The following is a 13,422-nucleotide window of genomic DNA, read 5'->3' on the forward strand; positions in this document are numbered from 1 at the left end:
GTGACAGCATTTCCGGGGTGACCACAGGGACTGCACAGACCATCGCCTACCCCTCTCCGGATTCCCGCCCCTTCCGTCGGGACGAGGCGCCGCTGGAGCCGTTCGTCATCGTGCTGTTCGGTGCCACCGGTGACCTGGCCAAGCGCAAGCTCATTCCCGGGATGGCCTACCTGGATCAATCCGAGTTGGCACCCCACATCCACGTGATCGGAACCTCCCTGGAGGATCTCACCGACGACGAGTTCCGGGCGTTGGCCAAGGAGGCCGTCGACGAATTCGGCACCCACAAGCTCACCGACGAACAGTGGGACAACTTCGCCAGCATCCTCACCTACGTTCCGCAGGGAGCCGGCCCCGAAGCGCTTGCCGCCGCTGTCGCCGAAGCCGAGGCCGCACTTGTCACCGGAGCCGACGTGCCCGCCGACGGGGTTCTGGAAGTGCAACGGCTGCACTATCTTTCAGTTCCCCCGAAGGCAGCGCGCTCGGTGATCACCATGTTGCGGGAGGCGAACCTGGTGGATCGGTCCCGGGTGGTGATGGAGAAACCGTTCGGCACCGACCTGGCCAGCGCCGTCGCACTCAACCACTTCGTGCACGAAACGTTCAGCGAGTCGCAGATCTTCCGAATCGATCACTTCCTCGGCAAGGAGGCCGCGCAGAACATCCTGGCGTTCCGCTTCGCCAACGGTCTGTTCGAACCCATCTGGAACCGCAACTTCATCGACCACATCCAGATCGACATCCCCGAGACCCTGGGCCTCGACGAGCGTGCCAACTTCTACGAGAGCACCGGCGCCTACAAGGACATGGTGGTGACCCACCTGTTCCAGGTGATGGCGTTCGTGGTGATGGAGCCGCCGACCGCGCTGGAGCCGCGCGCGATCAGCGAGGAGAAGAACAAGGTGTTCCGCTCGATGCTGCCGATCAAGTGTGCCGACGTGGTCCGCGGGCAGTTCGGCGGGTATTGCGAACTCGACGGTGTGGCAAGGGATTCCGATACCGAGACCTTCATCGCGCTGAAGGTCGGCATCGACAACTGGCGCTGGGCCGGCGTGCCGATCTACCTGCGCACCGGCAAGCAGATGGCCGAGGGGATGCGGATCATCTCCATCGCGTTCAAAGAGGCCCCGCGCACGATGTTCCCAGCGGGGTCCGGTGTGGGCTCCCAAGGGCCGGACCACCTGACGTTCGACCTGGCCGACGCCTCCAAGGTCTCGCTGTCGTTCTACGGCAAGAAGCCGGGTCCGGGCATGAAGCTGGAGAAGTTGTCGATGCAGTTCTCCACTCAGGAGACCGAGCGGATCGGCGACGTCCTCGAGGCGTACGAACGTCTGATCCTCGACGCGATGCGCGGCGACCACACGCTGTTCACCACCGCAGAGGGCATCGAATCCCTCTGGGAGCGTTCGATCGACCTGATCGAGGACCCGCCTCCGGTCAAGCAGTACCAGCCGGGGACGTGGGGACCCAACTCGATTCATCAGCTGATTGCGCCCAATGCGTGGCGGCTGCCGTTCGAGCGGGCGTGGCGGGAGAAGAAGCCCCGCTGAGCCCTCAGCGGTCAGGCAGGGGGCGCTCGACGATGGGCCGGCGCGGGTGCGGCCGACGCTCAGCGCGTTTGGCGGCCAGATACACCTGAGCGGTCTCCGCTGCCACCGTCTGCCACGCGAACTCCGAGGTGAGCCGTTCGCGGGCGGCCTCGGCGCGCTGCTGTGCGGCCACCGGTGAGTCCAGCACGCTGCGCACCGCTGCAGCGAGTGCGCCCACATCGTTGGGTGGACACGACACCCCTGTCACACCGTCGATGACGGCTTCGCCGAGACCGCCCGCATTGGAGCTGACCAGGGGTGCCCCGGCGGCCGCGGCCTCCAGCGCAACGATGCCGAACGGCTCGTAGTGCGACGGGAGAACCGCGGCATCGGCGCGATGCAGCAGGTCGAGCAGCTGCGAATGATCGACGCGGCCAACAAAATTCGTCGCCCTGGACACCCGGTGCCTGCGCGCCTGCTGTCTGAGGAAGTCGAGCTGCGTGCCGTCTCCGGCGATCGTCAGGGTGGTGCCGGGGTGGGTGCGTCGGATCCGGGGCAGGGCGGCGATCGCGTCGTGCACCCCCTTCTCGTACTCCAGGCGACCGAAGTACAGCAGTTCGGCAGGTCCGGAATGCCCGCGTCGAGGCGCGAACGGCCAACCGTCGGTGTCGATCCCGTTGCGGATGACCGAGATCTCAGCGAGTTCCGGACCGAACAAGGTGCTGATCTCGTCACGCATCGATGCCGAACAGGTGATCAGCGAATCGGATTCACGGACCAGCCACGATTCCAGCGCGTGGACCTGACGGCTGACCGTGCCCGACACCCAGCCCGAGTGCCGGCCCGCCTCGGTGGCATGAATGGTGGAAACCAGTGGTACATCGAAGAACTGGGCGAGAGCGACCGCGGGATGGGCGACCAGCCAGTCGTGGGCGTGAACCACGTCCGGTCGCCAGTCTGCGAGTCCGAGGCCGGCGCGGATCATCGCGTGACCCATGGCGAGGGTCCACGCCATCATGTCGGTGCCGAAGGTGAAGTCGTGTGGGTCCTCGGCCGCGGCGATCACGCGCACCCCCTCGTCGACCGCATCGGTGGTCGGGTGCGAGTGCGGGTCCGTGGCGGTCGGCCTGCGGCTCAGGACCACGACGTCGTGCCCGGCCATCACGAGTTCGGTCGCCAGGTGGTGCACGTGGCGACCGAGCCCACCGATCACGACAGGGGGGTATTCCCAGGACAGCAGCAGGATCTTCATCGTCAACCGTTCGGCAGTCTCCGCGCGTCGAGCGCGCCGAACAGTCCATCGGCGCGGTTCCAGCCCGCGGCGAGGCGTTGCGCGTGTTCGTGGCGGCCCGACGCCAGCGCGCCGGCGATCTCGCGGGTGGCGTGGGCATGTAGATGGGCGCGGTAGCGCGCATAGTCCGCCGCTGAGTCCTTGCTGACCATGAACGGCCAGTCACTCGACACGGTGAGCAGCGTCTCGCGCAGGATCTGGTCGGCGACAAAATCCCTGGGTGTAGGCGAGTCCATCGATGCGGACTGGGCCAGCGCCTTGTCGACCGTCGTCAACGCCGTGTCGACGACCTCGCTGTTGAGCTGGACCAGGTCGGCCACCTTGTCGCCGGCCCACACCTGCCAGTCCTTGCCCGAACCCCAAGAGCTGGGCGGCAACTCGACCGGTGCGCCGACGTACCCGGCGGCCACCGCGTCGGACAGGGTGCCGACACGAACCCCGGCGGCCGGTAGCGCGCGCAGCACTCGTTCGAGCCAGACGGGGCCTTCGTGCCACCAGTGGCCGAACAGTTCGGTGTCGAAGGCGGCGATCACGTGGGCGGGCCGATCGATTCGCGCACTCTCGCGCTCGAGGCGGCGGCGCACCATGTCGACGAAATCGGCCACATGCGCGTCCACCGCGGCGTCGGCGCGCGCAGGGTCATACGGTGCCTTGGCATCCGACGGCACGTTGCGTCCGGTCACCCGCGCCGGTTTGAGCCCGGTCACGTGATCGTAGGTGTGGAAGTCCCGATACGCCGGATGGCCGGGATATCCGGACTTGGGCGACCAGACCCGGTAGCTGACCTGCAGGTCACGGCCGAAGGCCACCACACCGGAATCGGCAACCGGCCGCCCCAGCGCGGTGTCGCCGCGCAGCGACGGGCCGTCGACCATGAAATGGCCGACACCGGCCGCGGCGTAGCCGTGCTCCATACCCGGCGAATAGGCGCACTCCGGCGCCCAGATCCCGGAGGGGGTGTGGGCGAACCGCTGCTGGGCATCGGCCAGTCCCTCCCGCAGCGCGAACTCGCGTAACCGAGGGTTCAGCAGCGGCTGGAACGGGTGGGCGAGCGGACCTCCCAGCAGCTCGATGACCTCGCCGTCGAGAAGCTCACGCAGCACCGGGCCGCCGCCGTGACGCCACAGCGCGTCGAACTCCGCCAACTCCCGCTCGGCGTCGGCGTACTCATGAGCGCCGAACTGCCGCAACGCTTCCGGAGCCGATGCCGGTGACGACCCCGACGGCGTCCTGATGGTCGCGGCCTCGAGTGCGCGCAGCTGCCAGTTGGCCAGCCAGTGGTGCATGCCCTGCAGGCAGTACGGATCGTCCAGTTGTGCGGCCACCACCGGTGTGACGCCCAGGGTGACCAGATGGCTGCGGTCCTCGGCCGCCAGAGCGCGCAGCACCCGCACCAGCGGCAGGTAGGCCGCCGACCACGACTGGTACAGCCATTCCTCGCCGACCGGCCAGCGTCCGTGATGTGCCAGCCAGGGCAGGTGGGTGTGCAGCACCAGGGTGAACAGCCCCGGGACCTCCCTCACGGGCGCACCGCGATCGCGACGAGGTCGAGGCTGTCGTCGATGTCGGCACCGGCACCGGCTTCGACGATGTCGAAGTCGTCGGCGCTCACCGACGCGACATCGGCGAGCAGATCGGTGGGCCACGGCGCATCGGCCAGCGCGCGGGTGATCTGTGCGTCGATGATCGACCCGCCGTGGCGGGCGTCGAGCCCGCGAAGACGTTGGCCGTGGAAGACCCCGTGGACGCCCTCCATGCGGAACCCCGCTGACTCGAGCAGTTCGGTGAGCTCGGCGGCGTTCAGTTCACGGGTGTGGAAGGGGTTGATCGGGGTGTCGCGACCGGGGGAGAAGGTGATGCGGTTCGGGGTCGACATCAGCAGCACGCCGCCGGGGCGCAGCACCCGCAGGCACTCGGCGACGAACTGCCCCTGGTCCCACAGATGTTCGATCACCTGGAAGTTGACCACCACATCAACCGCGCCGTCGGACAGCGGGAGCTCGGCGAGATTTCCCTGGCGCATGTCGACTCGCGGGTAGCGGGCGCGGACGTGCGCCACCGCAGATTCGTCGTAGTCGAGGCCGATCACGTTCCGGGCCACCTCGGCGATCAGGTCGGCGCCGTAGCCCTCACCCGAACCCGCCTCGAGCACGTCGCGGCCCGCGCAGCGGTGGGCCAGCTGTCGGTAGACCACCTCGTGGCGGCGGAACCAGTAGTTCTCCTCGGCCAGGCCGGGCACGGTTCGTTCGCCGGTCAGCGCCATGGGGGCTGCCTCTGAAGCCTCGCCGGGCTCCGTCGATCCGGACACTGATGCGCTCATTGGAAGGCAGGCTAACGCGTAACCGTCCGATCAAGAACTGTTCGCCTGGCCCGGACTGGTCGCAGGGCCGGCGGATCACAAACTTCGACCAGCTATGGTGTTTTTGCGAACCACCGAAAGTTACTTGCGAGTAACATGGTGGCGGGTTCTACAAACGTGATAAAGCAGGCCGGTCATCGGCCCCGTCGAGGAGGACGAACCAGAGTCATGACGAACATCGTGGTCCTGATCAAACAGGTCCCAGACACATGGTCGGAGCGCAAGCTGTCGGAGGGCGATTGGACCCTGGACCGGGAGGCCGCCGACGCCGTGCTCGACGAGATCAACGAGCGCGCTGTCGAGGAGGCGCTGCTGATCAAGGAACGTGAAGGCGGCGACAGCTCGGTGACGGTCCTGACCGCCGGCCCTGCACGTGCCACCGAGGCGATCCGCAAGGCGCTGTCGATGGGCGCCGACAAGGCGGTCCACCTGGTCGACGACAGCCTGCACGGCTCCGACATGGTGCAGACCGGCTGGGCGCTGGCCCGTGCGCTGGGCACCATCGAGGGCACCGAGCTGGTCATCGCCGGCAACGAGGCAACCGACGGCACCGGTGGCGCAGTACCGGCGATCATCGCCGAGTACCTGGGCCTGCCGCAGTTGACCCATGTGCGCAAGCTGACCGTCGAGGGCGACAAGGTCACCGGCGAACGCGAGACCGACGACGGCGTGTTTACGCTCGAGGCGTCCCTGCCTGCGGTGGTCAGCGTCAACGAGAAGATCAACGAGCCCCGCTTCCCGTCCTTCAAAGGCATCATGGCCGCCAAGAAGAAGGAAGTGACCACGCTCACCCTGGCCGAGATCGGTGTCGAGGCCGACGAGGTCGGCGTCGCGAACGCCGGTTCCAAGGTGCTGTCGTCGACGCCCAAGCCGCCCAAGACCGCGGGCGAGAAGGTCACCGACGAGGGCGAGGGCGGCAGCAAGATCGCCCAGTACCTGGTCGCCCAGAAGATCATCTAGGCAGATCACTCCCATTTCTCCCATCACTCACAGACAGACATAGAGGTAGACGAAACCCATGGCTGAAGTACTCGTGCTCGTCGAGCACGCCGAAGGTGCCCCGAAGAAGGTCACCGCAGAATTGATCACCGCCGCCCGTGCGCTGGGCGAGCCCGCCGCGGTCGTGGTGGGCAAGCCGGGCACGGCCGAGCCGCTCATCGAGGGGCTCAAGTCGGCCGGCGCCACCAAGATCTACGTCGCCGAGTCCGACGACGCGGAGAACTACCTGATCACCCCGCAGGTGGACGTGCTGGCCTCGCTGGCCGAATCGGCGAGTCCCACGGCCGTGCTGCTGGCCGCCAACGCCGACGGCAAGGAGATTGCGGGACGGCTCGCCGCCCGCATCGGTTCCGGCCTCCTGGTCGACGTCGTCGAGGTCAAAGAGGGCGGTAAGGGCATCCACTCGATCTTCGGTGGCGCCTACACCGTCGAAGCCGAGGCGGTCGGTGACACCCCGGTGATCACGCTGCGCCCGGGTTCGATCGACGCAGAGCCCGCCGACGGTGCCGGCGAGGTCGTCAACGTCGAGGTCCCGGCCCAGGCCGAGAATGCGACCAAGATCACCTCTCGCGAACCCGCCGTCGCCGGTGACCGCCCCGAGCTCGCGGAGGCATCCGTCGTGGTGTCCGGCGGCCGCGGCGTCGGCAGTGCCGACAACTTCGGCATCGTCGAGGAATTGGCCGACTCGCTCGGTGCCGCCGTCGGTGCGTCCCGCGCCGCGGTGGACTCGGGCTACTACCCGGGCCAGTTCCAGGTCGGTCAGACCGGCAAGACCGTGTCCCCGCAGCTCTACATCGCGCTGGGCATCTCGGGAGCGATCCAGCACCGCGCTGGAATGCAGACCTCGAAGACGATCATCGCGGTCAACAAGGACGAAGAGGCACCGATCTTCGAGATCGCCGACCTCGGCATCGTGGGTGACCTGTTCAAGGTGACCCCGCAGCTGACCGAGGCGGTCAAGGCCCGCAAGGGCTAGTTCTCACTGCGTGCAGCGGCCAACCCGAAACCGTCACCCAGCGCTCATGAACACGTCACGCACCGATTGCCGCCACGCCCACCGGCTCAGCAACCGTGCACGGTATGAGCACTGCTTCTGTACTCATCCCGTCCGACACCTCCGCGCCGCGGCATGCCCGCTACTCCCTGCTGCTGTGCACCGACGCCGACTCCATCGAGGCCGCGCAACGGCTGCGCTACGACGTCTTCACCACCGAACCGGGCTTCACCCTGGCCGACAGCAGCGGGTCCGGAGGCCGCACAGCCGGTCTGGACGCCGACCGGTTCGACGAGCACTGCGACCATCTGCTGGTTCGTGACGACGACACCGGCGAACTCGTCGGCTGCTACCGGATGCTGCCGCCACCGGGTGCCATCGCCGCCGGCGGCCTCTACACCGCAACCGAATTCGACGTGTCGGCGCTCGACCCGATCCGCCCCTCGCTGGTCGAGATGGGCCGTGCGGTGGTGCGCGACGGTCACCGCCACGGCGCAGTCGTACTGCTGATGTGGGCTGGGATCCTGGCCTACCTGGACCGCAGCGGGTACGACTACGTGACCGGGTGCGTCTCGGTTCCGGTGGCAGATCCGGCGGGTCGGTCTGCTCGCGGAAGCCAACTGCGCGGCGTGCGCGACTTCGTCATGCGCCGCCATCGCGCGCCGGCGGAGTTCACGGTGCGACCCTTCCGGCCCGTCGTGGTCGACGGTCGGGGCCTCGACGACATCGACCCGCCGGAGCGACTTGCGGTGCCTCCGCTGCTGCGTGGGTACCTGCGGCTGGGTGCTCAGGTGTGCGGCGAGCCGGCCCATGACCCCGATTTCGGGGTGGGCGACTTCCCGGCTCTGCTCGCCAAGCGGCACGCCGACACCCGCTACCTGAGGCGGCTCCGGTCGGTCGGTGCGGCTGCCGCGATCGCGGACGGGGCGCCATCATGACGATCGCCAACGAGCACGCATGGTTGCAGCGGGCGACCTGTGATGCCGGATGTGTCCACGCAGGCGCAGACGTTCCGGGTCGCCGGTGGGTGATCGCGGTGCGCACTGCGGTGCGCGTGACGGCGGCCGTGACGCTGTTCTGCGGCGTGTGGCTGCTGGCTGTACCGATGCCGGGCCGGTCTCATCTGCAGCGTGGCTACTGCCGAATGATGCTGCGCTGTCTCGGGGTGCGGATGTCGGTGTCGGGCGGGCCGATCCGCAACCTGCGTGGCGTCCTGGTGGTCAGCGGGCACGTGTCGTGGCTGGACATCTTCGCGATCGGCACGGTGCTGCCGGGGTCGTTCGTGGCCCGCGCCGACCTCGTCGAGTGGCCGGCGCTCGGCCCGATCGTGCGGATCATGAAGGTCATCCCGATCGACCGGGGCCGGTTGCGCAGGCTGCCGTCGGTGGTGGCAGCCATCACCGACCGGCTGCGGTCCGGGCAGACCGTTGTCGCGTTCCCGGAAGGCACGACGTGGTGCGGGCTGGGCTACGGGCGGTTCCGTCCGGCGATGTTCCAGGCCGCGGTCGACGCAGGCCGCCCGGTACAGCCGCTGGGCCTGACCTACCGGCACAAGGACGGCAGGCCGTCCACCGTGCCTGCGTTCGTGGGCGAGGACTCGCTGCTGACGTCGATCAAGCGGGTGATCACCGCACACCGCACCGTCTGCCACCTCCGGGTCGAGTCGCTGCAACTGCCCGGTGACGACCGGCGTGAGCTGGCTGCCCGCTGCGAGGCCGCAGTGCGCGGCGAGATGCCGCAGGCCGCGCTGGTGGCGCGTCCCGGGTCTGGTGAGGGCCACGCCCTGGTGGCGTGAGCGGAGTGGGGTCCCGACAGGTGTGACGGCTATTGTGGAACGGTTATGTCAGCGCTCGCGCCGGTCTATCTCGACCACGCCGCCACCACCCCGATGCGTCCCGCCGCGCTCGAGGCGATGACGGCTGAGCTGGCCGCGGTCGGCAATGCCTCCTCGCTGCACGGATCCGGCCGGGTGGCCCGCCGCCGGTTGGAGGAATCGCGAGAGACGCTCGCCCAGCTCCTGGGTGCGCGGCCATCCGAGGTGATCTTCACCGCGGGCGGCACCGAGAGCGACAACCTCGCCGTCAAGGGCATCTTCTGGGCGCGCCGGGACGCCGACCCGCAGCGCTGCCGGATCGTGACCACTCCTGTGGAACATCATGCGGTGCTCGACGCTGTGCAGTGGCTTGTCGAGCACGAAGGCGCGCAGGTGACGTGGGTGCCGGTCGACGAGTTCGGTGCGGTCAGCGCCGCGGCGTTGCGCGCGGCCGTGGGAGACCCCGCCGATGTCGCTCTGATCTCGGTGATGTGGGCCAACAACGAGGTCGGCACGATCGTGCCGATCGCGGAGTTGGCGGCAGTCGCCGCCGAGTTCGACATCCCGATGCACAGCGACGCCATCCAGGCCGTCGGCCAGATCCCGGTGGATTTCGCCGCCAGCGGGCTGTCGGCGATGAGCGTGGCCGCCCACAAGTTCGGTGGTCCCACCGGGGTCGGCGCCCTGTTGCTGCGTCGTGAGACGACGTGTGTGCCGCAACTCCACGGTGGCGGGCAGGAGCGCGACGTGCGGTCGGGCACGCAGGACGTTGCCGGCGTCGTGGGCATGGCCGCCGCCGTGCGGTCCGCGGTCGAGACCATGGAGTCGACCAGTTCCCGGGTGCGGGCGCTTCGCGACCGGTTGATCGAGGGGGTGCTGGGGACAGTCGACGACGTCTACCTCAACGGTGCGCCGGGCGACGCCGACCGCCTGCCCGGCAACACACATTTCACCTTCCGCGGCTGTGAGGGCGATTCGCTGCTGATGCTCCTGGACGCCAAAGGTGTCGAATGTTCCACCGGTTCGGCATGCACGGCCGGGGTGGCGCAGCCGTCTCACGTGCTGACCGCGATGGGCGCCGATCCTGCGAGTGCTCGCGGCTCACTGCGGCTTTCGCTGGGCCACACCAGTACCGACGCCGACGTCGACGCTGTTCTCGAGGTGCTGCCGGCAGCGGTCGACCGGGCGAGGCAGGCGGCGCTGGCCAGTTCGGGGCGGCGATGAGGGTTCTGGTCGCGATGAGCGGTGGGGTGGATTCCTCGGTGGCCGCCGCGCGGATGGTCGACGCCGGACACGATGTGGTGGGTGTGCACCTCGCGCTGTCCTCGGCGCCGGGGACCTTGCGCACCGGGTCCCGCGGATGCTGTTCGAAAGAGGATGCCGGGGACGCGCGCCGCGTCGCGGACGTGCTCGACATACCCTTCTACATCTGGGATTTCGCCGATCGGTTCAAAGAGGACGTGATCGACGACTTCGTGGAGTCCTACGCCCGTGGCGAGACGCCCAATCCCTGCGTTCGGTGCAATGAACGAATCAAGTTCTCCGCGTTGGCTTCCCGGGCATTGGCGCTCGGCTTCGACGCGTTGGCGACCGGCCACTACGCACGGTTGTCGGCTGGTCGGCTGCGTCGCGCGGTGGATCACGACAAGGACCAGTCCTATGTGCTGGCAGTGTTGACCGCCGAGCAGTTGCGGCACGCCGTGTTTCCGATCGGCGACACTCCCAAGTCGCAGATCCGCGAGGAGGCCGCCAGGCGCGGGTTGGCGGTGGCCGAGAAGGCGGACAGCCACGACATCTGCTTCATCCCCTCGGGTGACACCAAGGCATTCCTCGGTGCGCGCATCGGCGTGCGGCGCGGCACCGTGGTCGACGCCGCGGGGGCCGTGCTGGCCGAACACGACGGCGTCCACGGCTTCACCATCGGTCAGCGAAAGGGCCTCGGCATCGCCGGTCCCGGCCCCGACGGGCGTCCCAAATACGTGACCGGAATCGACGCCGACACAGGCACCGTGCACGTCGGCGACGTGGCCGACCTCGAGGTCAGCACGCTCGTCGGCGACGGTCCGGTGTTCACCGCGGGTGTCGCACCGCAGGGGCCGGTCGAATGTGTGGTGCAGGTCCGGGCCCACGGTGGACTCGCCGAAGCGGTCGCCGAACCACGTGGTGAGACGTTGACCGTCGAACTGCGCACGCCGTTGCGGGGAGTTGCCCCCGGTCAGACCCTAGTGCTCTACCGCCCCGACCCCGACGGCGACGAGGTGCTGGGCAGCGCGACGATTCGCGAGGCGCGCTGAGTCAGCCCGGCACGTTGGCCAGGATGTTCGTCATGACGATCTCAGGCACCGAGTCCGGGAAAGCGCAAAACGTGACCTCGACGAGCACCACCGACTTCACCCGGTAGTCCCGACCGCAACTGCCGGGGCGGATGACTGCGGAATCCGCCGTTGTCGTCACGTCGCCGACGATCGCCGGACCCGACGTGGTCGAATCACACTCTCCGATACGGTCGATGAGATCGTCGAAGACTTGTTGTGCGACGCCCGCATCGCGGTAGCCTGCGGCAGCCTGGGAGATCAAGCCGCCGCGCGGCGGGTTCTGAAACGTCGACTTGTGGAACTCCTCGACCTCGGACCCGAAGATCTGAGTTTCGGCGAACACCCACTGGCATTGCGGCGGAACGGATTCCAGCATCATATCGATGTCCACCGGTACCTTGCTGTCCATCCCCGGGATGGGGGTGAGGTCCTCGCCCGCTCCGGTGATCGCCTGCATCTGCGCCCGCTCGAGCAGCACCGTGTCGACATCAACCGGCGACCGGGAATCCTCGTCGATGCCGGGCACGGACCGGGTGGCCGTTCCGTCGACGACGTGCGTGCAGCCGGCCACCAGCACCGCTACGGCGCTCAGTGCGAGCACGTACCCGCGGGCCGTCATACGCACGAGGGTAACCGGTCGCATAGGGTCCATCGAGTGAGTGTTTTTGCTAGTGCGACCGGCATCGGCTCCTGGCCTGGCTCGTCTGCCAGGGAGGCCGCCGAGGTGATCGTCGGCGAACTGCACCGTCTTCCCCATCTCGTCGAGTTGCCCGTCCGCGGAGTGGGCGCCGACCTGATCGGCCGCGCCGGGGCGATCCTGGTGGACATCTCCATCGACACGGTGCCTCGCGGGTACCGCATCGCGCCCGGCCGCCGGTCGGTGACCAGGCGGGCGATGAGTTTTCTGGACGAGGACATCGACGCCCTCGAGGAGGCCTGGGAGAAGGCCGGACTGCGGGGAAGCGGACGGACCGTCAAGGTGCAGGCATCCGGACCGGTGACGTTGGCCGCTCACCTGGAACTGCCCGGCGGGCATCGCGCGATCACCGACACCGGCGCGGTGCGTGATCTGACCAGATCCCTCGCCGAGGGGATGGCAGCGCTGCGTGCGCAGATCGCGCGTCGGTTGGAGTCCGACGTGGTCGTGCAGTTCGACGAACCGTCGTTGCCGGCCGCGCTGTTGGGCCGGCTGACAGGGGTTTCCACACTGTCGCCGGTACATCCGGTGGACGAGGCCGTGGTCACCGAACTGCTCGACGAATGTGTCGCGGTCGTGGGCGGGGACGTGGCGGTACACAGTTGCGCCGCGGGGCTGCCGTGGAAGTTGTTGCAGCACAGCGCTATTGCTGCTGTCTCGGTTGATGTGAACACGCTGACCGCTGCAGATCTCGACGGGGTCGGCGAATTCGTCGAATCGGGGCGAACCGTCCTGCTGGGCGCGGTGCCGACCACCGTGACCGGCGCGCCGCCGTCCGCGGCGCAGATTGCGGCGACGGTGGCCGGCGTGACCGACCGCCTCGGGTTCCCCCGTGGCGTGCTGCGCGACCGCATCGGTGTCACGCCGTCGTGCGGACTCGCTGCGGCGACACCGGAATGGGCGCGCACCGCCATCGAGTTGGCCCAGCGCGCGGCGGACGCGTTCGCCGAGGATCCAGAGGCTGTGTGACGGCCCTGCGGGTCCGTGAAGACGCCGCCGAATTCCCGGGTTCTCCGCGTCGATGGGCGGTTATGATTGTCGACGTTGACACCCAAGCCAGGTCAGAGTGCTGGTCCGTGATGTCCCGCCGACCAGCACGAGCCATCCGGCTGAGCTGACCATCCGCGAATCGATTCGCTGATATCGAACGGGTATTCCGTGACGTCATGCGTCACGAGATGGGTCTGCGTGTTCGTGAAATCCTTCAGAAGCATGTCCGATTACTACGACTATCTGGCCAGAAGCAACGACCCCGACGCCGACATCGAGTACGCGGCGCTGCGGGACTGCCGAGACGCAGTCTCAGCGTTCGACCTCTTCGTGAAGAGGAACGTCCCCGAGGCCCGCCAGGCTCAGTTCGCCGATGGGAGCAACCATGAGGCTGATCTGGTCCGCCGGGCGATCCGGCGCTGTCACGGCGGCTAG

At 68.2% G+C, this 13,422-nt stretch carries 13 protein-coding genes; 9 read left to right on the forward strand and 4 right to left on the reverse strand.

What is annotated here, in order from left to right; genetic code table 11:
• Window positions 1-17: 17 nt before the first annotated feature.
• A complete protein-coding gene (gene zwf / locus ABDC78_RS10220) occupies window positions 18-1,550 on the forward strand; it encodes a glucose-6-phosphate dehydrogenase (RefSeq protein WP_178362113.1) in 1,533 nt (510 codons plus the stop codon).
• Between the two features lie 4 nt (window positions 1,551-1,554).
• On the opposite strand, the gene ABDC78_RS10225 is transcribed toward zwf, so the two are convergent.
• Genes ABDC78_RS10225 through ABDC78_RS10235 form a run of 3 tightly spaced genes read right to left on the reverse strand, consistent with a single transcriptional unit; the run spans window position 1,555 to window position 5,140 of the window.
• Window positions 1,555-2,781: a glycosyltransferase family 4 protein gene (locus tag ABDC78_RS10225; RefSeq protein WP_178362114.1), complete on the reverse strand. Its 1,227-nt coding sequence runs from the start codon at window positions 2,779-2,781 to the stop codon at window positions 1,555-1,557.
• A 2-nt stretch (window positions 2,782-2,783) separates the two neighbouring features.
• Window positions 2,784-4,343, reverse strand: coding sequence for a glycoside hydrolase family 57 protein (locus tag ABDC78_RS10230; protein ID WP_347133430.1), 1,560 nt, complete (start codon window positions 4,341-4,343; stop codon window positions 2,784-2,786).
• On the reverse strand, window positions 4,340-5,140 hold the full coding sequence (locus ABDC78_RS10235; protein ID WP_178362115.1) for a class I SAM-dependent methyltransferase: 801 nt from the start codon (window positions 5,138-5,140) through the stop codon (window positions 4,340-4,342). Before ABDC78_RS10235 ends, ABDC78_RS10230 begins: the two co-directional genes overlap by 4 nt.
• Window positions 5,141-5,347: 207 nt before the next feature.
• On the opposite strand from ABDC78_RS10235, the gene ABDC78_RS10240 reads away from it, so the two are divergent.
• From ABDC78_RS10240 to mnmA, 6 genes are all read left to right on the forward strand, one after another.
• Window positions 5,348-6,139 (forward strand): electron transfer flavoprotein subunit beta/FixA family protein, encoded by a 792-nt coding sequence (locus tag ABDC78_RS10240; RefSeq protein ID WP_178362116.1) that lies wholly within the window; start codon window positions 5,348-5,350, stop codon window positions 6,137-6,139.
• A 58-nt stretch (window positions 6,140-6,197) separates the two neighbouring features.
• Window positions 6,198-7,154, forward strand: coding sequence for an electron transfer flavoprotein subunit alpha/FixB family protein (locus ABDC78_RS10245; RefSeq protein WP_178362117.1), 957 nt, complete (start codon window positions 6,198-6,200; stop codon window positions 7,152-7,154).
• A gap of 104 nt (window positions 7,155-7,258) precedes the next feature.
• Window positions 7,259-8,110 carry a GNAT family N-acyltransferase gene (locus ABDC78_RS10250; RefSeq protein ID WP_178362118.1) on the forward strand — a complete coding sequence of 284 codons (852 nt, stop codon included), beginning with the start codon at window positions 7,259-7,261 and terminating at the stop codon, window positions 8,108-8,110.
• Window positions 8,107-8,967 (forward strand): lysophospholipid acyltransferase family protein, encoded by an 861-nt coding sequence (locus ABDC78_RS10255; protein ID WP_178362119.1) that lies wholly within the window; start codon window positions 8,107-8,109, stop codon window positions 8,965-8,967. The genes ABDC78_RS10250 and ABDC78_RS10255 overlap by 4 nt, the downstream gene beginning before the upstream one ends.
• Window positions 8,968-9,012: 45 nt before the next feature.
• The gene (locus tag ABDC78_RS10260) at window positions 9,013-10,209 is read left to right on the forward strand and encodes a cysteine desulfurase family protein (RefSeq protein WP_178362120.1); all 1,197 of its coding nucleotides are present in this window, start codon (window positions 9,013-9,015) and stop codon (window positions 10,207-10,209) included.
• The gene (mnmA, locus tag ABDC78_RS10265) at window positions 10,206-11,279 is read left to right on the forward strand and encodes a tRNA 2-thiouridine(34) synthase MnmA (protein ID WP_178362121.1); all 1,074 of its coding nucleotides are present in this window, start codon (window positions 10,206-10,208) and stop codon (window positions 11,277-11,279) included. Before ABDC78_RS10260 ends, mnmA begins: the two co-directional genes overlap by 4 nt.
• A 1-nt stretch (window position 11,280) precedes the next feature.
• Here the strand turns inward: mnmA and ABDC78_RS10270 are convergent, their stop codons facing one another.
• Window positions 11,281-11,919: a sensor domain-containing protein gene (locus tag ABDC78_RS10270; RefSeq protein ID WP_178362122.1), complete on the reverse strand. Its 639-nt coding sequence runs from the start codon at window positions 11,917-11,919 to the stop codon at window positions 11,281-11,283.
• Window positions 11,920-11,955: 36 nt separating this feature from the next.
• Between ABDC78_RS10270 and ABDC78_RS10275 the strand changes: the two genes are divergently transcribed.
• Together ABDC78_RS10275 and ABDC78_RS10280 are read left to right on the forward strand one after the other, a co-directional pair.
• The gene (locus tag ABDC78_RS10275; protein WP_178362123.1) at window positions 11,956-12,966 is read left to right on the forward strand and encodes a methionine synthase; all 1,011 of its coding nucleotides are present in this window, start codon (window positions 11,956-11,958) and stop codon (window positions 12,964-12,966) included.
• Between the two features lie 243 nt (window positions 12,967-13,209).
• Window positions 13,210-13,422 carry a hypothetical protein gene (locus ABDC78_RS10280; RefSeq protein ID WP_178362124.1) on the forward strand — a complete coding sequence of 71 codons (213 nt, stop codon included), beginning with the start codon at window positions 13,210-13,212 and terminating at the stop codon, window positions 13,420-13,422.

Source organism: Mycobacterium sp. DL (genome assembly GCF_039729195.1).
In the GTDB taxonomy this organism is placed as follows: domain Bacteria; phylum Actinomycetota; class Actinomycetes; order Mycobacteriales; family Mycobacteriaceae; genus Mycobacterium; species Mycobacterium hippocampi_A.

Excerpts from the sequence above, each read along its gene's own strand:
- ABDC78_RS10245 (WP_178362117.1), top strand. The coding sequence starts at position 6,198 with ATGGCTGAAGTACTCGTGCTCGTCGAGCACGCCGAAGGTGCCCCGAAG.
- ABDC78_RS10270 (WP_178362122.1), bottom strand. The coding sequence starts at position 11,919 with ATGACGGCCCGCGGGTACGTGCTCGCACTGAGCGCCGTAGCGGTGCTG.
- ABDC78_RS10240 (WP_178362116.1), top strand. The coding sequence starts at position 5,348 with ATGACGAACATCGTGGTCCTGATCAAACAGGTCCCAGACACATGGTCG.
- ABDC78_RS10260 (WP_178362120.1), top strand. The coding sequence starts at position 9,013 with ATGTCAGCGCTCGCGCCGGTCTATCTCGACCACGCCGCCACCACCCCG.
- ABDC78_RS10255 (WP_178362119.1), top strand. The coding sequence starts at position 8,107 with ATGACGATCGCCAACGAGCACGCATGGTTGCAGCGGGCGACCTGTGAT.
- ABDC78_RS10235 (WP_178362115.1), bottom strand. The coding sequence starts at position 5,140 with ATGAGCGCATCAGTGTCCGGATCGACGGAGCCCGGCGAGGCTTCAGAG.
- ABDC78_RS10225 (WP_178362114.1), bottom strand. The coding sequence starts at position 2,781 with ATGAAGATCCTGCTGCTGTCCTGGGAATACCCCCCTGTCGTGATCGGT.
- ABDC78_RS10280 (WP_178362124.1), top strand. The coding sequence starts at position 13,210 with ATGTCCGATTACTACGACTATCTGGCCAGAAGCAACGACCCCGACGCC.
- mnmA (WP_178362121.1), top strand. The coding sequence starts at position 10,206 with ATGAGGGTTCTGGTCGCGATGAGCGGTGGGGTGGATTCCTCGGTGGCC.
- ABDC78_RS10250 (WP_178362118.1), top strand. The coding sequence starts at position 7,259 with ATGAGCACTGCTTCTGTACTCATCCCGTCCGACACCTCCGCGCCGCGG.